The sequence below is a fragment of the Amycolatopsis sp. lyj-84 genome, assembly GCF_046549075.1.
Taxonomy (GTDB): Bacteria; Actinomycetota; Actinomycetes; order Mycobacteriales; family Pseudonocardiaceae; genus Amycolatopsis.
Genome location: NZ_JAJPWO010000004.1, coordinates 436456 through 458740 on the forward strand (window position 1 = coordinate 436456; position 22285 = coordinate 458740).

Consider the following 22285-nt stretch of genomic DNA (forward strand, 5'->3'; position numbering starts at 1 on the left):
TCTCATCGCTGCCGGAACAGCTCGGTCATCGCCCGATGCGCCGCCACCTGGTCGAGCCGGGGCGGCCGGTCACCGGCGGCGTGTACGTGGGCGAGCAGCCTGCTCTCCGGCGCAAGACCGTGCTCTTCGAGGTAGTACTCGACGGTGTCGGGCCAGATCCAGGTTCCGTCGGTACGGAAATTCATCGGTACGACCCGGCCCCGCCCCGGTTCCCACACGTCGTCCATGGTGTCCGGTGTCGTGAGCAGTGTGGTGGCCGCACGCAGATACTCGAGGACCTCCGGGGCTCCGGCCAGTTCAGGGTGGCCGGGCAGGAAGAACGGAGTGCCGTCGGCCTGCACCCCGTCGAACACCCGCGCGACCTTCAGGACGGGAGCGGGATCGGCCGCCCAGAGCAGGGTGCCGGACGCGAGCGCGGTCCGCGTCGGCCGGGGCATGTCCCCGTCGGCGGACACGACCTCGACGGCGGCATCCCCACCGAGGCGCACCGTGTCCGCCAGCGCGGGCAGCGCGCGCGACTCGGCGAGCGCGATGTACCTCGTTTCGGTCTCGCCATCCGCCCCCGACCGGCTGAGGTCGACCCACCGCGTGCGCCACAGGCCGCGCGCCCCCGGCGTCGCGCTCAGCACGGCGACCAGGACGGCGATCGTGGACTCGTCACCGGGCCCCGTGTCCTCCCGCGCGCGGTCGGGCACGGACCAGTACCGTGCGTCCGCCCCGGTCACGGGTGCCACCTCCGTCATCATCGGTTCTCCTCGCGGTCATGACCAGACAACCGGCGTGACGGCCCTGGTGACAAGCGCCGCGATCCAGCCGAAGTCCCGTGGCTCCTCGCCGCTGCCCGTTGGGGCATTCACGCTCGATCACGGTGATCCGAAGGCCTTGCGGAGCGTCAGCCGGGAACGGCTCGGTGAGATCTTCCTCGTCGAGTCCGTCAAGCTCGTCCCTCGCCGGTTCCCGGCCCCGGCCAGTCGGCTTCCCTCCGAGCCCGCCACGCCGCCAGCAGCGCGTGCGCCGCTTCGACACCGCCGTACTGCCCTGCCAGCGCCACGGCGTGCACCATCAGGTCGTACTGGTTGGACAGCCTGGCCGCGGCGAGTACCCGTCCACGCTCACTGCCCGTGATGCGGCCGTCTTCGCCGTCGGTTCGCGGGTCGAGCTCGGGACGTGGTCCGAGTACCTCCCCCGCCCACTGAAGCCATCGTTGGTCGGGCAGTACTTCTTCGGTGTAAGGCGGTACCGGATCCGCGGCCGCGACGTGGTCCGGCTCGGGCCGGTGCCAGCTCAGCAGGGCATCGAAGCTGGGCAAACTCTGCACCTGTCCGCTACGCAGTTGCTCAGCGAGAAGCTGGTGGTGATCGGTCGCCGTCGGATGTCGGGTTATCACTTTCACCAGCGCCGCCACCATCATCCGGTACAGCCGCTCCGCCACTTGCCCGGATATGCCGGAAAGCCCCTGTGCCTGCTGGGGAGTCAGGTCCGACCCCGCGGGTGCGGTGGCCAGTTCGTACGGGCCGAGCAGTTGTCGCGCCCGTTCCTCCAAGGTGGAGGCCACAGAGAGCTCGGCTGCCGTAAGACCGTCCTCCCACCGAATGGCGTACTGGCCGAGAACGTTCGAAAAGCCGGTCCTGAATTCGGTGATCTGCTCGTCAAGCACGGCGCCTGCGCTGGTGGCGATCCCCATTCCCGCCCACTGCCGCCGCAACGAATTCAGGCTGGCCTCAGGGGCGGACGACGCGTTCGCCACGCGAGCGATGTCGCGCAACAGCTCTACCCTGCGCCCTTCCGGTGAATCCACCAGGGCCTGCGGCAAGTCCTGATCGGCGACGCCCATCAAGCGGGCTCCCTCGGCGGCCAGCCAGTCTGCCGGGTGACGGAACTCGGTGATCGCCCTGGCCAGCGCGGCACCGGAAAGCGCACCGATCCGGAGGCGGTTCCACTGGCGCCGCATGGCCTCTGCCGTCGGGGGATGGTCGTCGCCGCTCCCGATGAGCCGCAGGAGCTCGTCCCGATGCTCGTCCCGGACCACGTCCTCGGCCCGCATCCTGGAGATTCCCTCGGTAAGGAAGTCCTCGTCGTCGTTCCGAAGCGCTGCCAGCCGCGCCTCTCCTTCGATGGCGTGTTCCGACAACTCGCGCTCGAATCTCGCGACGGCCTGCTCGATCCCGCCCGGGTCGACGACCTCGATACGCCCGGCGACCGTGTCCTCGTCGACCAGGTAGCCTTCGTCCGGCGCCGCGACGGCAGGCCCGGACGGCGTCCACGTCCGCAGGTACTCCAAGCCCTGCCGGATGTTCTCGCTCCACCACCAAGCTTCCAGCCGGACGTCACCATCGGTCTCGCGAGCGGTCAGCAAGAAGCCGGCGACGATCTCGATCAGCATGGTCCGGTGCAGCTGCTGGGCCGCGGCACTCGGGCCGACGCCCGGCACGACGGTGGACGGCGGCCCGACCATGGCCTCGGCGGACCTGAGTACCTCGGCCTGCCGCTCCGGGGCCGCCGCGTTCAGCGCGCGCCGCGCGTACTGGTGCGCGTCGGATGCGCTGGACAGAATCGCCTCGGTCGTCCCGGCGAGCTCGTCATACCCGTGCAGGCGACCGAAACCGTCCCGCAGGTTTTGCGCGAGCGGGCCGGCGGCATCCGGATCGTCCTGCCATTCCGCCGCGACAGCGGCCCGTATCCGTTGCCACAACCGCTGTTGCTCCGCGGCGCTCGGTCCCAGCCCCGCGCGGGGCTCGGGGGGCACGTCCAACAGCCGGTCGGCCTCGGCAAGTTCCCCATCGGCGAGGAGAGGGTCCCGCCGAACGAGGTAGGCGTCACCCTCCGACAGCGCTTCGTCCCAGCCGTTCTCGAACACCGCGACCTGCTCGGTAACCAAACCGGCAGCGTGGCGGCGCTGGGCCACCTGGTAGGGGACATCGAAGTCGACGCGCTGCCGGCCATCCCAGTTGAACCATGTCTCGAGCAGTGCGCGGAGCCAGGCGGTCCTCGTCCAGCCAGGCTCGGTCGAAGGCTCGCCGTCCAGACGGACGGCGAGCACGTCGACCAGGGCGCGATAGACCTCCGCGTACCGCATCGGGCGCTCGGCACCGGGCGCGGGCGTGGGCGCGCCAAGCGGACCCAGCATCGCCCTGGCCGTGGACCGCAGCCCGGACAGCAGGGTTTCATTCAGCGTGGATACGGTCTGCCGGGTACTCGGCAGCAACGTCTGGAGCAAGGCCGGACCTTCGGCGTGACCGAGCAGGTCCCACACCCGCAGGCGGAGGGTCTCCGCGTCGCCGGCGGCGCCCAGTCCGAGGTGGACACGGTGAGCCACCGCCGCGACCGCGCGCTCCCGCACCCACCGTGCCGTCACGGGCCCTGGCCCGCCAGGGCGTGGTTCGTATGGCGGCCCGAGGAGTCGTTCCGCCTCCTGCCGCAGCGCGGCTTGCCCCGCCAGTCGCTCCCGGGTCAGCAGCCAATCGCCCCCCTCGATGTCCCATCTCCAGTGTTCGTGCCAGCCTGCCACCGCCATGGCAAGGCTCGCGGGGTGCAGCCGCCGGGCGGCGACAGAGAACGGGACATCGAAGTCGACCCGCCGCGGACCGCCCTCGTTCACCAGGGCGGCCACCCTCGTGCGCAGGCCCGCGGTGGCCCGCCACTCGGCTTCCACCACTCCCCGTGTGGTGTTCTCCACGGACACGACGGCTGCCATCGCGATGCTCAGCAGCGACAGAAGGCGCCCACGGGTCAGGTGGAACGTGTCGGCCGGTTCGTCGATGAGTCCCAGCACCGCGCGGCCCCGTACCCGGTTCTGCCGGTGCTGCGAGGGCACCCCCTCAGCAAGCAAATCCCGTGCGGAGTCGGCTCGTTCGATCAGCTCGTGGACAGTCCCGAGCTCGCCCGCCAGGCGTTGCTCGACGACCTCCCAAGGCTGGTCGGCGCCTTCCTGGTCCCGCAGCGCGGTGAACCGGTGCCGCAGCCGGCCCGCGAGTTCCTCGGTCGCCACGTCCTGAACGGCCTGATCACGCCGTCCTCTTGCCAGGTGTGACCGATGCCCCAGCATTTCGGCCAGCTCATCGACGAGCCCGCGTTCCTGCTCATTCAGTTCGGCACCGGGTATTCCGAGCAAGCCATGACCATCCTCGCGCCACTGTGCCGCCACCCGGTCCTGCTGCCGACGTGCCTCTGCCGCACGCATTCCGTCGTCTGCGGCATACAGCTGGTTCTCGGTGCGAGCACCGGTATCGCCCGCCTGACGTTGTCGTCGCCAGTCCTGCCTGGACGCCTGGCCCACGACAGCCCACCGGGCGAGGTCGCCACCGGCGACCATTCGGGCCGCTCGCATCCGGTCCAGGCCGACCCGCACGTCCGGGTCGTTGCGCAGTCCGTCCAGAGCCGGAAGGCTTCCCAGGCGCAACCGGCGGCGCAGTCGCTCGTAGTCATCCCGGATGTCGGCTGTGGCGTCCCACGCGTCGCGCAGCGCACCCGCTTCCCTCTTGGACGCGGCGTGCAGGATCTCAGCGGCCAGTACGTCGGTGACCTGCTGGTGCAGGTCACCCAGCCGCCGGACGTTCGCGTCCGCGGCCGCCGCGTCGGGCATCGGTCCGATGAGGGCGGTCGCCCACCGTCGGGCGTAGGTCCCGGCCACCGACCTCAGCTGCTCCGGCACGTTCTCGTTGTCGCGCAAGTCAGCACGTGCCTTGGCAACCCGGTCGGCGATGTGGTCCCGGAACGAGTCGATCACGACGTTGTCGGTCAGATCGAACCGGGCCTGCCCCGCTTCCTCCCCGTCGCTGTCGGAATCCACGGCGTCGGGCATGTTCACGTCGCTGTCGGAATCGTCGTCGCCCCAGTGGATCGGTTCGGCCAGCCGGTCACCCTCCATCTGCCGCGGGCCGTCCGCGAGGTGTTCGATGGTGGCCCATCCGGCGCCCAGCACGGCCTCTCGCGCATCCCCTGCGCCAAGAGAACGCCGCAGATCACCGCGTTCGTACAACAGCCACTGGCTGCTGTCAGGTTCGTTCCGGGGCCCGGCGGGACTCATCTCGCCGGTCTCGAAGATCCGCACGGGTCCGGGGATCAGCAGCCCGCCGTTGGCCTGCCAGACCTGCTCGGCGGGCGCGATCACTTCGGCGTCGAGCATCTCGCTGAGCACCTTGGCCAGCTCGGCGCTGTCGCACGACACCAGCAGGATCCGGCGCTCGGCAGGTGGCTTCGGCAGCCGCTCCCGTAGCAGTTCCGCGAACTCCGCGAACCCGTGACCACCCGGCCGGTCCCACCGCAGCACCCCGGTTCCGTCAGGGGTTAGCCGCGCGCCCACGGTGAGCACGCCGGGCAGCGCGGGCAGCTGGCTAGCCACGGCACCGGCGGCGTCCAGGGTGGTCCCTGGCGCCGGGAACACGACGCGGTTGTCATCTGCCCGAGCGAACACCGAGGAGTCCGGGACCATCGTGGCGGGCCGCGAGAACTCGGCGAGCCGATGGAACTCGTCCCCTGGCAGGTCCCGGAGGTACCGCTGGGCCCGCTCGGGTAGGTCGACCCGCCGCTGTTCGTGCGGGCCGCCGGGGGTGAAGGCGAGTTCCCGGTCGGTAACCGTCCGCACCATGTCGGCGAACTCGGGGCGCTGCGCGAGGTAGCCCAGCGCGGCCGTCCAGATCACCTCTGGGGTCTCGTGCCGCAGTACACCGTCGGCCACCAGTGTCAGGTGCAGGTCACCGTCGCGGTTGTACAGCTCCCGGACGAGCGTCTGCACGACCTTCTTGGTCAGCTCGACCGTCGCCTCGCGGTCGCTCAGCGGGATCGACGGCCGCACCCGGGGACGAACGAGCCACTGGCCGCCGGTGGTCATCCGCGGGCCGCTGATCGCCCCGCGCGCGGGGTCGTCGTGGCCGAGTTCCCGAACGATCTTCCGGTGGTTGACCGGGCCGGTCCGGGATTCGACCGAATAGCGTTTCGAGCGAAGTTCGGGGAGGTTCACGAACGCCTCGGCGCCGAGCGAGGAGGGCGCCGGATGCACCTCCGCCTGCCGCATTCCGTAGTTCTCGCGCATCGACTCGAAGAAGTCGTCCGCATACGGGTGTCCCTTGGGCACGACCACAAGGTCGTTGTTGAACGCCTCGCCCCTCTTGTGTACTCCGTAGCCTTCGGGAGAGCCCAGTACCCGCTGCATCTCCGCGAGTTCGGACCACCCGGTCTCGTACTCGCCGTCGCTGTAGAGCAGACCGAAACGCTGCACGAGAGCCATCCGCAGCAGGTCGCTTGCCGCCGTGTAACCGGGCTTGGACTGTTTGGCCAGCTCCGCCAGGAAAGCCTCCTGAACCGGCATGGGCCGACCGCTGTGGAAGACCTCGTGCACGTTGACCAGCAGCACGTCGTTTTCCTCGGCCCAGGAGAGCATCTCGCGAACGCCGGTCAGCGAGCCGTCGGCGGCCTCGTCCGAGAACCGCCCGGCCCGCTCGAACGACGCACGCGGCACGTCGGTGAACACCATCATCGGTGCCCAACCTCGCAACTCCCTTTGTGATGCGGTGATGTTCTCGCGCATCTCGAACTTGGCCGCGCTGCCGGTGTCCAGCGGACCGCCGAGCCAGATGGAGGCACGGGCGCGCAAGAGTTGCAGCCGCGCGGGCAGCGGACCGGCGTTTTCCGCCCAGCCATGCCGCTCCTGTTCGGACAGCTCTCGGGTCAGCACGAAGTCGTCGAAATCCTGCAGGTTGTCCGGCGCGAGCTCGGACCAGTCCGGCGCCGGGTGCTTCAGGTCGAGCTTGCGCACCAGGTCGAGGCCCTGGCCGACGGTGATCTCGGAATGGTCGTGACCACGCAGGAACTCCGGCGGCTCGGCGGGTGCCAGCAGCCCGAACAGGTCGGGTTCGGGCAGCACCCCGCCGCGAGCGGGTTCGGCCGGTGTCGCCTCGTTCAACTCGGCGAGCAGCCATCCGGCCGGGTCAGTGGTCACCGGCGGAACCGCGGCGGGCGGGGCGGCGCGCGGCGGGTCGTAGTCCTCGGGAAGCGACACGTCCGGACGGCCGCGCCGCTCGCCATCGGACGCGGTGGAGCGGCCGCTGCCGACCTCGAGCATCCGACCGTCGGTGCCGCCGAGCACGTGCAACTGGGCATCCGACCGGCGGGAGGTCGTGACCGCCTGGTTGAACGCGAAAGTCCTGCCACGATGCCCCATCCGGCGCAACTCGTCGGCGAACTCGTCGGCAGGGCGTGTGCCGGATTCGGCACGCGCCGGGTCGCACGAGATCAGCAGCACCGGCCGTCCCCGGCTCACCGCACCGGAGGCGTGCACCATCCGCGCCAGCTCCCGGCCGCTGACCCGCCGGGTCTCGCTGGTGGCCTGGTCCTCGACGGTGAAGAACCCGTCATCGCCGTGCAGATCCACCGCGAGCTGCCTGCCCCGGTAGGGCATCCACCGGGTAGCCACCGGGGTGCCATCGGACGTGATCTGGGTATAGCCGCGATAGCCGACGTCCGGGGCCGACCTGTGCGTGTGCTGGTGGAACCGCTCCTCCCCCACCGGGAAGGCCACGGCCTTGGGCGAGCCGTCGCTGTAGTGGAACGCGATCGAACGGATATTTCCGGACGGTCCTGGTGCGCTCTCCGTCGCGGAGCGAGCCGGTCCGCGACGGCTCAGCTCGTGGAGCCATTCCCCGAACCGTCCGCGACGTGCCTGCGGCACACCCTCGGCCACCGGCTCGAACACGACCTCCACCCAGCCCCCGGTCGCCCCGGCGGAGCCCTCGTCGAACTGGTGCTGGATCGACACCAGTTCCGGCGTGTCGGCGTCGTGCCGGTTCAGGTGTTCTCTGAGCTCCTGCTCGACCTGCCTGTGCAGTACGGAGTCGCGCGGGCCGTGCCCGACGATGCTGATCCGGTGGGCCTGGGGCGGCCCGTCGCCCTGGTTGCCGAGGTAGTCGACCAACAGCGTGAGCCCAGCCCTCTGCTCGGCGGAAAGCCGGGGCGCGGCCCCATCACCCGGCTGGTCCGGGCCGCGCAACCGCAGGCCGCGGAGGCCGTCCGCGCCCTGCACCAACCACAGTGCCCCCGCGGGCGGCAGCGCTTCGGGGCCGCCATGCTGCGGCGAGACCTCCGAATACCCTGGGGGCCCGTCCGGAGCGTCGGAGTACCCCGGCGGGGCGCCTGGGGCACGCGGCGGCGCACCCTCGGAGTACTGGGGCACGCCCTCAGCCCACGTCGTGGCCCACGGCAGCGCCCACCGCGCGTGTACGCCGGAGCTACCCCAGGTCCGCCGCAAGTCCAGATACACCCGGACGAGCGCGGTCGACTCCCACGCCGCCTGCGCGACGTCCTCTCGCGTCCGGTCATGCCCAACGTCCACCAGCCCGGCGGCGGAGACAGCGCCGTCCAGCACCCTGCGCAGTACGTCGTAGCGCTCCCGCTCGGCCGTCGGATTCCTCGGCGACCCCGGCTCGGGTTCCGGCTGTTCCCCGAGCATGGCGTCGACCAACTGATCGGCCCGCTCGACCAGCTCCGGGTACTGCAGTTCCACACGTTCGGCCGCGGCCAGGAGGCGGCGCTCGATTTCGCCCTCTATCGAGGCGAACCGGCGTGCCACGTCCAGGGGGATGCCCGCGGCCTGTTGCGCCGCACGCTCGGCCGCGGCCCGGACCTCCGGCCACGGGAGGCTGAACACGCCCGGCTGCCCCGGCATCGGTACGGCCGGGGCCGCGGTATCGGTGGACGACGACCGCAACGCGTCGATCTCGGCCCGCAAAACGGCCGTGTGGTCCCACGCGTCCTTCGCGTCCGCCACCAAATCCGGCGAAGGCCGCCTGTGCAACGAGGAAATCATCGCCCTGCCCAGCACCGCCCCCAACACGGACCGAACGCGCGCGTTCACTTCCCTGGTGAGGTTGCCCGTCCCGGCCGGCAGCACCCCCAGCATGGCGTCGACCATGAACACGACCTCGTTGAGCCACTCGATCTCGCGCCCGTGCCTGTCGACGAACGACGTGAACTGGCTCACCTCGTACGACCAGACGTGATGGAGGTCGGCTACCCCGTTCGCGACCAGCGCCTCGCCGGCACGGGAACGGATACCGTCCCAGGACGCCGTCCGTGCCTGCCCGGTCAAGCCCTCGGCACGCATGCGGCTGGTGCGTTCCCACGCCACGCGAGCCGCGCGTTCCCACGCCGGCAGCCCCCGGTCCCGGCCGAGTTCGTCGAGGATGTGCCACGCCAACACGTCAGTGACCATTTGGTCCAGCTCCGACACATGCTCGGGCCTGCCCACCAGTCCTTGCGCCACCGTGGTCGCCTGATCGACCCGTGCCTGGTCGCCGTGGTCGCGCAGGCCCCGCGAGGCCCGAATGTTCTCCTCTTGCCAACGCTCACGGAACTCCGGATCCGCGTCGGGCCCGTCCGTACCGTCGACCCGTTCCGCTACGGGATGCGCGGTCGGCTGCGATTCGCCGACCAGCCGGTCACCACCGCCAGGAATGCCGGACGGCCCAGCCTCCGACTCGCCGGGATACCGTGCACGGGTGCCGGCTGAACCGCCCACGGACGCGGGCGCGCCACCGAGCAACCCATGAAACCCCAGCACGGCCTTCGCGATCTCGGAGGCGGCGCCCTTCACGTGGTATGGATCCGGCTCCGTTTCCCAGAACCAGCGCTCCACCACCACCGGAGTCACCTGCTCCCGGACAAAGCCTTCGATGTCGCCCGAACCCCTGCGGGCCAGGCTCCGCACCTCAGTGACCACGGCGTGGTGCAGCACCGAGAAATACTCCTCGGAACCCGGCTCCAATCCCGCCCCCGGAGAGCCGTCCGACAGCGCGATCGACTGGAGCTCCTGACTCAGCCGTGCGTCGGCGGTGGGCGCGTCGACGTGTGGCACCTCCGGGTACCGGCTCACATCGGGAGCTGCTTCCGGCTCGGCCTTGACCGGATTCTCCAGCAGCCGAAGATAGTCATCGCCGTAGTCGACAAGGATCACACCATCGGGGTTTGTCTCCCGGTCGAACGCGTTGTCCAAGGCCATAAGGACCGCTATGGTCTGTGCCCTGGGGTTTTCGCCTTTGTCGAACAGGTGGATCCTGAATTTCACGAATACCGCGTTGATACGATCGTGATCGTAGGTCAGCCCGTGACCAGAATCCTCCGTTGCCGTGTTGGCGAAAGCGATGAAGTTGGCTGCCCCCTCGGCACTCATAGTGTTCCGAGTCTTCGCCAATTTCATGGCGTAACTCGGGTATTTTCTGTATGTCTCTTCCCAATTCGCGAGGGTTTCGCCACTGTCGAGGACGGCCCCCAGGTAAACGCCCAGGATCCTTCCGTTACGCAGTGACGGCCATTCGGCGGGTGGGATGTCGGCGGACCGTCGGCTCAGGAACAAACCGTTCTCGCCGACCAGGGCGCGCTCATGCTCTCGGACATGTTTTTCGGTTACCTCACCGACCCTGACCACCGGTGTCGCCAGCGGTTCTTCTCTGACCAATCGCCGCATCTCGGCGGCGACAGCCCGCTCCAACGCCGGCCATACCGCCGTGAGCTCCGTGGCCGCTGTGGCAGGCAACCGGGTGTCGTCAGGATCGCGAGCTATCCCCTTCAGCATAGCCTTGGTCTCGATCATCTCGGCGGTGATCTCGTCGGCCCGGCGCACCACCGCGGAATGTAGCTGTCCATTCTCATCGGCGTAAGGCTCGTATACCCGGCCCTGGGGATCGTTCGGGTCACGGAACGGAAACGCGTTGTTCATTGCCCGCATCGGGGTCAGATTGTGTGACACCACGCGCACGATCCGCAGGTCGTCGGCTTCGCCTGCCGGCTCGTCGGCGCGGTAGAGTTCGGTTCTCCCCTGATCGAGCATCCGGCTGCCGGAACCGGCGGCTCCCGGCAGGAGCAAATCGCGTTCCCGATTCGCCGGCTCTTGTCCCGACTCGGGCTGACCATCCTCAGCCCGCCGCTTCCGCGATGCCTCGGCCTCGTCAGCCTCACCGGCACGTTTCGTCCCCGCCCCGGCCGCCGTGGAATCCCGCACGTCACCGCGCGGACCCAACCCGGCCTTTCGCCACCATTCCGCTATGGCACCCGAGCGGACCATTTCTCCGGAGAACCCTGCCACGTCGTTCGCGCTAGCAGGCTTACCGGTAACCGGGTTGTGCCAACCTTTCATAGCCAGCACCCACGGCCGAATCAGCTCGATCACCCCCGCCGGGTACCTCCCACGTGAGTCAGTGACCAGCTGAAGCCTCCCGAGTGGCAGCCTTGACATGTACTCCAGCAGCGTCCGCGGAGCTTGCGGATCATCGGGATCAGGACGCCAGGTCCGAATCGCCTCCCGCGACTCTGCCGGTACCGGCTGGGCACCGAACTCTTCGTGCCACCACTCGTCCACCTTGCGGTAAGCGACCACGCCTCCGGACAACAGCGCCACCCGGTCCGAGGCGTACGGCGCGCCCGTAGCGGGATCCGTCTCCGAGTGCATGCCCAGAACCCAGGGTTGCACCAACTCGATGACTTCCTGCGGGTATCTCCTGCGCACGCCAGAGATCGCCAGGGAACGGTTCCCGAGCGGCAGCCTCGACATGTACGCCAGCAACGTCAGCGGAGCTTGCGGATCACCGCGATCAGGACGCCAGGTCCGAATCGCCTCCCGCGACTCTGCCGGCACCCCCGCGACGTCGGCGGCCGGCCCGCCGGGAGCGGGCCCCGCACCGCCCGTGCCTCCCGGCACCCACGCCCACTGCCGCAACCGCCCGGCCAGCTCCGCCAAACCATCCGGCCCGAACCCCGAACGTTCCGCGAACACGACCGCCACAATCGCCGCATCCCGACGGCCCGAATCGAACCGGACCCCGCCACTCCCCAGGTCTGGTCCCAGATCCCGCCACAGCCGCTCCGCCGAACCACGATCCGCGCCGATGCCCTCGGACCCGAACCACCACGCACGCGCCCGAGCGACGAACTCACCGACCTCCCGCGGCGACCAATCCCGGCTCCCCGCACCAGGATCGTCCGGCAACACCGGCTCACGCTCCCCAGGAAGAGCAGGGGCCTCACCAGGCTCCCGGCCGGACAACTCCTCCAGCCGCTCCCGGTACCGGTCAAGCGCCGCCTCGTCGACGTCCTCGCCCGGCGGATCGACGCGTTCTCCCTTGTCCAGCCAGACCTGCGCCTGGACTGGCCCATCGGCAGACACGTGGCTGATGTGGACGTGCACGCCGAGTTCGGAGAGGGTGGGCCGGTGGCCGTTTTCGGACCCCGCCAGGCCGACCAGGTCGTCCAGTCGCCTGATGACGTCCCTCAGATGGTCCTTGACGGCATCCGTCGTGGTGAGGTCGCCGAAGCCACGCAGTTCCAGTCGCGGTGCGTGGTTCTCACCGTTCCAGTCGAGCAGGTGCTGCGCGATCCGGTGCAGCCGTGTGTCATCTTCGAGCCGTTGCAGGTTGGTCCGGTCGGCCGCGATCGTCGCATCCGGCTCCGGCTTCACCACAACGGCCTCGTGGGCACGGAGGATCGCCGCGCCGTACGCGGACTTCGCCAGCCGACGCGAGTCGGCTTCCCGCACGAGCGCGTCTTCGGCGTCCCGCGCGGCCTGCTCCGCACCGGTACGATCCCCGGCACGAACACCCTGGCTGGTCAGTACTTCGATCTTGGCGGTGTCGTTCTGGCTGTGCGGCCGGGGCAGCGACAGCAACCGGTCCAGTTCGGCTGTCTGCCGGGCCCGCCATCGGGCGGCGGCGAAACGCCGCGCCGCGTCGTTCCATGTCTGGTCCCGCTGGGCGAAGATCCTGGTCGCCTCGGCCAGGTAGGACGGGATCCGGTCGTTGCGATCGGCGCGCCGGATCCGCGCGGCGTTCTCGGCCGAGAACTCCACCGCCACGGCGTGCTTGAGGCCGAACTTGGCTGTGGGCTTGGCCACCAGCAGGAATTCGAGATCTTCCAGCCAGGAGCCGGTGAGCTTGGTTTCGCCCGGCGTCGGCTTGGCCCATGTCCGCGGGGTGTTGTCCCGCTCCCTGGTGTGCTCGCTCTTGCTGGCGGTTCCGCCTTCGGCGATCGGGCGCACCAAGGCAGGCAAGACGGGCAGCCCGGTCCCTATCGGTCCCAGCAGGCCGGCGGACTCGTGATGGTGCGAGGTGAATGCGGTCTTGTGCGTCTCTTTCGTGGTCTCGGTGGGCTTGCCGCCGAATTCGACGCGCTCGCTGGGCACGCCAAGGCGCGCGGACTTCCCGGGCCGGGCATGCAGGACCAGGTCGAGGCCGAGCGCGGGGTTCACCGGGATCGGCAGGCCGTCGTCGCCCATGGCACGAAGCAGCCCGTTCTTCGTCATCCGGTAGCCGAAGGATGCGGCCAGCTCCCGGTGAACCTGTTTCGACACGGTACCGCCGCCCTCGGCGATCCCCTGTCCGGCGATGGCGGCAAGCCGGTCCGGGTCCGGGTACACCTCCTCCACAAAGGACTTTCCCGGGTCCGGGGCGGCCAGGTGGCCCGGCTCACGGTGCCATCGGCGAAGAGCCTGCGGCGAAACGTCCTGCTTTCGGATCGCGGTGTCGCCGATCCTGCCGAGCCGTTCTTCGGGTGGCGCGGGGGAGAACTCCTCTTCCACCGGCTGATCCACGGCGACCTCGCGGACCAGCTGGACGTGGGCGAACACCGTGCCGCCGCGCCGGACGGAGATGTCGAACTCGAGCTCGGCCGTCGTCCGTTCCCGTGAGCCGGAGATCGCGGCGGTCTGCTCGTCGGTTCCGGCGGTTTCGAGCTCGGTCTCCGTCTTCACGACCCCGAAATGGTGCTCGGTCGTCCCGCCGGCGCCGCCGACCCCATACCCGGGGTGGCTGACGTCGCCGTCCTCGCCGGAGAAGGTGACGAGTCCGAAGGTGGTCGCGGCCACCACTGCGTGCGTCCAATTCCGCCCACGCGCGTGGCCGCTGGTTTCGGTCAGCCGGTTGGTGAAGGTCAGACCTCCCGGCGCCGGTTCACCGGGGCGCGCGAGCCCCTTCTGCCTGGCCTGGATCCACAACTCGTAGGTCTGCCGGGATGTCTTCTCCGCGACCGGCAACGGGACGGCCAGGTGGCCGCTGCCTGCCTCGTCGAGGTGCTGCTGCGCGTTGGCCAGAACCTCTTCGGCCCTGGCGTGGTTGTCGTGTTTGCTCCGGGCCGGCGTGGGCTCGAAGATCCGGTTGGCGGTGTCCGGCCCGATGTCGGAGTGTTCGGCCAGCGCGCGCCGTAGCTCCGGGATGGCCTCGGTCAGGTCGATCGGTGTGGTCGGCAACTTCAGACCGGGCCGCCACAGGATGGTCCGGGCCGTCGCGGCCGGGGGTTCGTTCACCTCGGCCGCCTGAGGTGTCTCCGTACCGGGTTCCGGGAACGGCAACTCTTCCAACAGGAGCCGCTGCTGTTCCAGATCGGCGTTCTCGCGTACCGCGGCGAGCTGGTCGGCGGTCAGCCAGACCAGGACGTTCTCCTCGTGGAACTGGTGGGCCGCGCGGGTGGTCTCGTCCCTGGGCCGTGGTCCCGGCCCTTCGGAAAGCCGCGTCCAGGCAGGCGAGTGCCGGTTCAACGTACGCCTGCCAGCCTTGCCGTAGAACGAGCTTTCCACCACCTGCAAGGTCCGTTTGGTCACGCTCACCAGGTATTCCGGCTCTGCCCATGAGCCGCGCGTGGTGATGTTGGCGGGCTCGGCGCGCTGCCCCGCCGTACGCGATGTCTGCCAGGAAACCGGCTTGCCCTCGACGATGCCCGCACCACCGGGCCCGCTGTGGGGGCCGATGCTGACCAGCACGCCTTCGACCTTGAACGGGTCGAAACTCCACTGCCGTCCGTCTCTGGACTGGATGACCGTGGCACCGGTCACGGTGTGGGTGGTGTCGGTCCACCTGCGGTAACCCAGCTCCTGGGGGTCGAGCATCATGTTCGACTCGGCCAGGATGATGCGCTGGCCGGAACCGTGGGTGACCGGGGGCGGGGAGACGTCGAAGACGCTGAACTTGCCGAAGCCGTTCGCGGCACCGAGGCCCGCCTTGATCCTGGCGAGCTGGCTACCGTCCAGCGGCGACCGGGCGACCTTGCCGACCAGCTCCTGTCCCAGCGCCACCCGGCGGCCCGCCCCGTCCTCGCGCTCCGTCCGCACACCGTCGAGCCGGCGATCGCCGGTGCGCCGGAGCCGGTCCGTGGCCGGAGGTCCGTCGTGGTTGATCGCCACGTCGTCGAGCGGGCTCGGTTCGCTGACCCGCGGATCGCGCGGTCGGCTCAGTTCGGGTATCAGCGTGTCGACGTCCGAGACCAGGGTGTCGAAGTCCACTTCGATCGAGGACGCCTCCGGCGAGCCGTCGCCGAAGACCAGTTTTTCCGGTACGCCGGCCCTCCGCGAACGGAATTCCGTGACGACGTCCTTGTCTTCCCGCCAGAACACGCCGTCCAGCCCGTAGCGCGCTGTTCCGGTGTAACGGCGGTACGGCTCACTGCCGAGCGTGCCGTCCGGACCGGGATGTCCCACGACCTTCGTGGTTTCCGTTTCGACCGACCGGCCGATCCTGGTGGACCGGTCGGTGGTCATGGTGACGCCGGACTTCACGTCCAGAAGCTGCGTGATACCGAGAGCTCCGAAGTAGAAGCGGCCGATCAGGGCCCCGCCGAGGGACTTCTTCGCTCGCCGGGTGACATCCGTTGTGCCCTCGGTCGAGCGGACGGTCTCCGGGCCGCGCTGACCGTCGACCTGGTCGCCGCGCACGGCGGTCTCGATTTCCCTGGTGACCTCGATGAGCACGTGGTCGGTGTGCCCCGTGCCCTCGTGGGTGAACGCCAGGGTGGTCACCGGGCTCGCGCCGAGCTGGTCGTCGCGCAGCTTCCTCCGCGCCTCGGTGGCCCGCTCGACCTGCTCCGCCAGCTCGCGGCTGAGCCTTCCAGTGACGACCGGGTCATCGGGATCGACGAGGAAATCGGTGTCACCCCACTTCCAGAGCCGCTTCTCGCCCTGCCCCGGGGTCTTCCGCAGCGTTTCGATGACCAGCTTCGCCAGTCGTTCACCCGCCCCGGTGTGTGCGAGCATCGCGCGGTGCAGCACCGCGGGCGGGGACGAGGGCTCCCGCTCTCCCTCCAGCGTCGGCCCATCGGGGCCGGCGACGATTCCGGTCGCCCGAGCCTCCTCGGCCGTGGTCACCCGGTAGGAGGTGAGTGCCCCGCGGAAAGTGATCGGCGGCCTGCCGACCACCCGAACCTCCACATCGGACTCGGCGAGCCAGATGACGCCGTTCTCCGTGGTGGTCTTGACGTCCTGGCCGGTGTTCCTCGCCTTCGACGTGTACTGGTGGGCATGCGCCCCCGAGCCCATTACCTGTCCCCCACCGGCCGGCTTGACCACTCCCAAATCGCCCAGTGCGCCGCCCGCGAGTTCGAGCATCTTCTCGTGGGTGGCGCTGGTGGTGTTCGCGACGCCGTCGCCTTCGCGCCGCGTGCGGGTGACCTTCAGCCCGTCGACGTCCTCCACATGCTGGTATCGGCGGGTGACCACCCGCATCTGCACCTGCGCCCGGATGGTCCGCCGTGCCTTCAGCCAGTTGGCCCCCTTGACGAGGGTGCCCACGTCCAGCCACCCGCTCGCCCCGTCCTCCTGCTGCGTCGGCGTGATCTCCATCGACTGCAGGTTCCGCGCCACCGTCGCGTCGCTGAGGAACTCGTGGATGGTCTTCCGCTCCTCCTCGCCGAGGCGGGGCAACACCTTCCGCAGGTAGGACTTGACCTTGTCGAAGGTCCCGGGTCGCTGAAGATCCTTGCCCTTGTGGGTCGCCGGCGCATGGGGGTCCAGGTGCACATCGATGACCCCGGCGCGCGGGAGTCGACGGCCGGTCGCCAGCCAGCCGCCGGCCTGCGGCGCGGGAACCGTCTCCGGCACGGCCATCGGCGCCCATATCGGGGAGCCCAGTGTCCGCTCTTGCGCGATCGCGACGCCGCGGTCGAACACGGACACCACCGTCCGGAAAGGAACCTCCGCGTTGTGCAACCGCCGGGGCACCTCGTACTCGATCGTGTGGCCGGCCTCGCGGGTCACCGTCTCGTCCCGCGTCGTGCTCGGACGAAGGAAGGTGGCGACGGCCTTGATCGCACCGAAGAAGCCGAGTCCCGGCGTCGGCATGACGGCGATCATCCGGTGCGCGCGGTCCTGATGGAGTGTCCGGTTCAGCTCGCCGGCCCTATCCGACGACTCGTGCCGCCCGGACACCTGTCCCGGCTCGTGCCGCCCGGACAACTGTCCCGGCGAATCCGCACCCGGCTCGCGGGCCTGGCCGAAATCGAACTCCGTGCGAACCAGGACGTCGAGCTTCCGGCTGCCGGCGGTGATCTCGAACCACCTTCCGGTACCGCCTGCCAGCTCCTCCGGGCGCTCCGCCAGCTTGGTGTGGAGAGCGTCCATGCCGGTGACTTTCGACGCTTCCGGCAGCAGCCGCCGCAGGTCGCCGACCACCTGGCCGACGTCGCCGACCCGGCCGGCCATGGTCGCTCCACCGAGGGTCCGGGCCGGGGTGAAGTCCGGCCCGGCGTCGCGCCGCCGGTTCTCCGCTGCCGTGCCGGGATCGGCACCGTCATTGTCCGCCGTCTGTGCGGTCGTTGGTTGCTGCTCCGGCTCTGGTTCCGCCGCTGGTGGCGGACCGGACGACTCCCCAGGCTCCGGCCGCCGAACCGCCTCGCTCGACGGACCGGAAGGCGACTCACCGGGGAAGAGCTCCCGACGCGATCGCGGCGGCGCACCACCCGGCAGCCCGGCCCTGCCACCCGACAACACCAACCGGTCCACTGCCCCACCAGACGCGTCGGGCCGTTGCGACGGCCGCGCCCCCAGAAAATACCCACCGTCCGTATCACGCTGAAGCAACACCACAGTCGCAGCGTCCGGCCCTGCACCAAACTGGTCAGACTGATGCAGTCGCACCGCACCCGACTCATTCACCACCGCGACCCGAGTCCCGGTCATCTCCGCCACCGCGTCCACGACCAGATCCACCATCAGCCCGACAGGCGCACCCGGCTCACCCAGCCACTGCACTTCGCGGTGATAGTCGAAAATCTCCCACCCATGCCTATCACGAAAACGAACAGCATTGAAATCTTCACTCAAATACCCGACCACATTACTGCGCAGATTCTCAGGAGAACCATAAACTGCTTCAGAATCCGGAATAACGGCAAGCAGAGCAACGAACAAACTATCACCGGAAGGCGCTACAGGAACGGGATCAAACCCCCACCCATCCAAAATGTCCCGCTGCCCCTCCGTCGGACCATGACCATCCATATCCAACCCGACGGAAGGACCCTCTTCCACACCACCATCGACAATTCCCTCGGCACGCGCTTTACCCTGCGCCACACCCAGGTAGAAGCCCTCCCCCGCCGCACTATGAACCAACACCACGGTCCCCGCGATACCCTCACCAAAATCCCGATACTCACCATTCTCTCCCCGCACCCGAACACCCACACTGAATCCATTGGCCAAAGCCGTCAACACCACCTCGTCCAGCCCCGCCAACGACCCACCCGACCGAACCGCAGCGACCGCACCCGAACTATTCGGCAAATCCGCATACCGACCCCAATTACCCGTAATCTCACCGGCCACCCGCGCACGCACACCATCGCCACCGGTAACATCCACCATCCCCCGCGCCCCCGACCCAAAAGCATCGAAAACACTACTCACACCAGCAATCGCCAGGTCGCCACCAACCTCCCGAAGATGGCCGGCCGCAGCGTCCAAACCCAGAACACTCCCCGCAGCCCGGAAATAACTGACAAGACCAGCCGAGGTCGGTTTTTTGTTCACCAGCAAAGCCTCGGCATAGTACTCCCGAACAAGAGGAATTGCCGACGACTTCGGCAGGCCCGGCAATTGTGGACCCGGGATACCCAGCTCACCCCTGACCTCGTTCACAACCGACCGTAAGACGTCGGTGTCGACACCCTCTTTTACGCCATCAACCGGCTCACCGAACAAATCTACCCTAATCGACCTTATCGACGCCTCAGGGTTCTCCAGTAGATAGCGACTGACACGCACCTTTAGATCTTCACGACCGACACCCTTCCCACGAACCCGAGTCGGCTCACCGGCCTGATCCTTAGCCAATCGCAAATACCTGGCTATGGTGGCCCTGGGAAGATTATCGACCGAGATCTGATGCTGTCGCAGGTACTCTTTGTACTCTTTCCAGTCGGTGTCCCGACCACTCGCACGGTTCTCCGCAACAAGCTGCGTCCCGAGAGTCTCAACGTCCGGATCGATAGACTTGCGCCGAACCTGAACCGGCTCACCGGCCCGCAACTTGGACTCATGCCAGTAATTCTGCGCAGATCTGTCGGTGACAGCTTCAAACCCATTCGCTAACAGATAGTTCTTGTATTCTCTCCACGTAAGTTTTTGACGACCCCTCGCACGGTTCTCCTCAATGAACTGCACCCCGAGAGCCGCCGCACGCTCTTTCGTTTCTTTCCTTCCACCGCCACCCTCACCCGCCGCGGAACTCCCCACACCGGCATCAGCGCCCTGCAGCTGGTCCGCAGGCAGCCCCACCGGGAACACCGTGAGATCACCCACCGTCCGCCTGACCAGTTCCCGAGTCTCCAGCTCGGTCAACCCGCCGTCCTGCTCACCCAGCAAGGAGTCCAGCCACCGCGCCGCACTCTGGTCCGGCCGCGCCTTCACCGGCTCGGACGAAGCCGCCAAGCCCTTATCACCCAACCCCTTGTCACCGACCAAACCTGGCGGCAGGCCAAGCAGTTCGGCATAAGACGGCGGCGGAGGCTCGTAAGCCGGCGGCGGAGCATCCTCGTCCGCAAAACCCGCCAACCCGTTCTCGATGTCACTCCCGGGCACCAAGACGGGCTCTGCTGGACCGTCCGACTCCAGACCGGCCTTGGACACAACCGGTTCGCCCGGTCCCCGCTGCGGCGCGAGCGCGCCATCGACCGAACTCTCCCTTCCCGACGGGTGCGAGGTGGGCTGCCAGCCGTCTGGTTTGGCGGCGGATGACCGGCCCACGACGGGCTGCTCCACCCCCGATTTCTGCGGCGTCTGCGCGGAGCCCGGCGAAACGACGGGCGGAGCGTCGGTCTGGTCCGTGCCCGGACTGTCGTGGTGCTGAGCGGCCGTCGGATCCGGGGACGGCTCGTCGGCCTGCCGACCGGCAGGCTCCGGCGCTTCCTTCGGTGCGGCGTGCGACTCGCTGGCTGTCCGCCGCTGGTCGAGAGAGTGCTCCGGAGCATGATCGGTCAACCGCGATTCGACCGTCTGTTCCGGGCTCTTGCCCTGGTTCTGTTCGCCGCCTGGCGCCCTGGCCGCGGGGGCTTCGGGTGTCCCCTGCTGGCTCGGCGGTCGCTGAGTCGTGGAGACCGGGTGCGTCCCTGGCGACGCCCCACCGCCCGCTCCGCTCTCCTGGCTCGGTGAACCTTCTAGCTGTCCCGCGAAACCGCCGGGCTGCTCGGCCTCGGCAGCGGGCCCTCTTTCCGACACGGTCCGGTTCAGGTTCGAGTCGTCCGGCACGTACTCGTGTCCCGACGGCTGTTTCCCGCCGTCCGGCGCCACGTCCGCTCCGCCGGAGACCGCCTGTTCGCGCGGTCCGACTGGCCGGGACAGCGTCTCCTGGCCTGTCTCGTTCCCGTGAGCCGACCGCGCGGACGTGGCGTCGGAGGACTGGCCGACATCGCCGTTCGTGAACGTTCGCGGGCGCGGGTCCGCAGCCTGGCTGGACTGCTGCCCGTCGCGCTGTGCCGGGACGGACTGCTGCGAACCTCGCGGCTGCCCGGAACCGGCGCCGCCTGCCTGTGTGCCCTGACCGTTCGAGATCGGCACCTGCTGCGAGGAAGCACCGCTCTGTTCCTGAGTGAACAGGGTGCCGAACTGCTGGTTGTCCGCTCCGGTCACCGCCAGCTGCCGCACCGCACCGCCGCCGGGCGAACTGTTCGCCGAGGTGTCCACAGCAGTGTCGGATCGCGAGTGTCCACTGGACGACACCGACCGGTTGTCGGCATCACCTGCGCTCTCGGACCGGGTCCGCGCGTCGTCCGCGGTCAGGTCGCCGTCACGGCCTGCCCCGCCCTTTTCCGAGAAGTCCTGGCCGACCTCGGAATCGCTGTCGCCCTCCGGCGCCGGTTTGGAGTCATACCCCCCGCCCTCGGACGGCGGAGCGTCGGTCTCCGTCCGCATCGTGAGCCCGTGCGTGTCCGCGAGGCCGGGAAGGTGCTCCAGGAGGTGCTTGGCGATCTTCTTGCCGTGGTTGCCGGCGTGGTCCAGCGGGCCGAACTCGCCGAGCACGCCCTCCCACCACTTGCCGTCCTCGTCGCCGGTGGCGATGAAGACCAGCGGGTTGGTCAGCACGATCGCCAGTGCCTGGCCGAGTGCGTGCGCGACGTTGCCGATCGCGCGGTAGTTCTTCGGGACTTTGGGAAACTGCTTCGACAGCGTCCGCCCGATACCGCTGACGACGCCGGCTCCCGCGCCGCCGATGGCACCGCCGACTCCCATTTTCCAGACCGATTCGCTGTCGAACTTCTCCCGCAGCCCGCCGGGCGCCAGCTGTATGCCCTGGATCGTCGCGTCCAGTCCGGCCATGAACGCCGCGCCACCGACACCGAACTTGACCGTGTTCAAGAGGATGTGGGGAGCCTTCTTGAACAGCTCCCGGAGGCCTGCGAGCGCGGCGGGGCCCGCCTTCGCGAGTGCCTGCTGCAGCAACCGCAAAAGCACGCCCTTGAGAATCGCCTTGCCGACCTCCCGGAAAGCTGTGACGACAAGGCCTGCCAAGAAGGGCATGACCGAATACAGGAGAGCAATGAACGAGATCAGCGCGATGACGGCGAAGGCCACCAACATGATCATGGATTTTTCGACGTCGGCGGCGGTCTGTCCGACCATCGACTTCAACTCGGCGCTGACCTCGGCAAGCCCCTCGGCCTGCGGGATGAGTTCGTCGTCGATATACCGCAGCAAGTGACCGGACGACTCTCCGTCCATGCCGGCGTCGAACTTTTCCCTGGCTTTTCGAAGTTGCGGAAGCAGCTCCTCGACCGCGGCGCCGTAATCGCGCCAGAAATCTCGGAGAAGTATCATTCCCTGAAGGTTGGCTTCCGGCCAGCGCAGGCCGACGACCACTGAGAAGAAGTTCTGGAGATCCTGTGGAAGCTCGGTCGGTTTGAAGACTCCCGACGCGCCGGACTCTTCTCCAGGTCCGTTGTACTCGGTGCCGCCCGTGCCTTTGCCGACACCGCTCATTTCAAGCCCCGCGAACCAGGGGCCTGCAGGCTACCGCGCGTGGTAGCGGCAAGGCTCGTCGTCATCATG

General features: G+C 68.7%; 2 protein-coding genes. Both read right to left on the reverse strand.

Annotated elements, in window-relative coordinates; genetic code table 11:
- Positions 1 to 2: 2 nt before the first annotated feature.
- Positions 3 to 746 (reverse strand): hypothetical protein, encoded by a 744-nt coding sequence (locus tag ACLJRM_RS16280; protein WP_410663432.1) that lies wholly within the window; start codon positions 744 to 746, stop codon positions 3 to 5.
- 188 nt (positions 747 to 934) lie between these two features.
- Complete coding sequence (locus ACLJRM_RS16285) at positions 935 to 22216, reverse strand: hypothetical protein (protein ID WP_410663433.1); 21282 nt, start codon at positions 22214 to 22216, stop codon at positions 935 to 937.
- Positions 22217 to 22285: the final 69 nt, after the last annotated feature.